The organism is Stenotrophomonas sp. 22385 (assembly GCF_052045085.1).
In the GTDB taxonomy this organism is placed as follows: domain Bacteria; phylum Pseudomonadota; class Gammaproteobacteria; order Xanthomonadales; family Xanthomonadaceae; genus Stenotrophomonas.
The window spans coordinates 1-368 of the sequence record NZ_JBQEOG010000019.1 but is presented as its reverse complement, the minus strand read 5'-3'; the positions used below and the strand labels follow the sequence as shown (position 1 = coordinate 368).

General features: G+C 66.0%; 1 protein-coding gene. It reads left to right on the top strand.

From position 1 onward, the window contains the following. Nucleotides 1-368, top strand: a 368-nt coding sequence (locus ACTJI4_RS18280; protein WP_440870150.1) for a flagellin N-terminal helical domain-containing protein, incomplete at both ends; no start/stop codon positions are given.

The following is a 368-nucleotide window of genomic DNA, read 5'->3' as shown; positions in this document are numbered from 1 at the left end:
TCCAGCCTGGCCACCACCATCCAGCGCCTGTCCTCGGGCCTGCGCATCAACAGCGCCAAGGACGACGCCGCCGGCCTGGCCATCTCCGAGCGCTTCAGCACCCAGATCCGCGGCCTGGACGTGGCCGTGCGCAATGCCAACGACGGCATCTCGCTGGCCCAGACCGCCGAAGGCGCGATGGTCGAAATCGGCAACAACCTGCAGCGTATCCGTGAGCTGTCGGTGCAGTCGGCCAACGCCACCAACTCCGACAGCGACCGTGAAGCGCTGAACGCCGAAGTCAACCAGCTGGTCTCGGAAATCGACCGCGTTTCCCGCCAGACCAACTTCAACGGCACCAAGCTGCTGGACGGTTCGTTCTCCGGCGC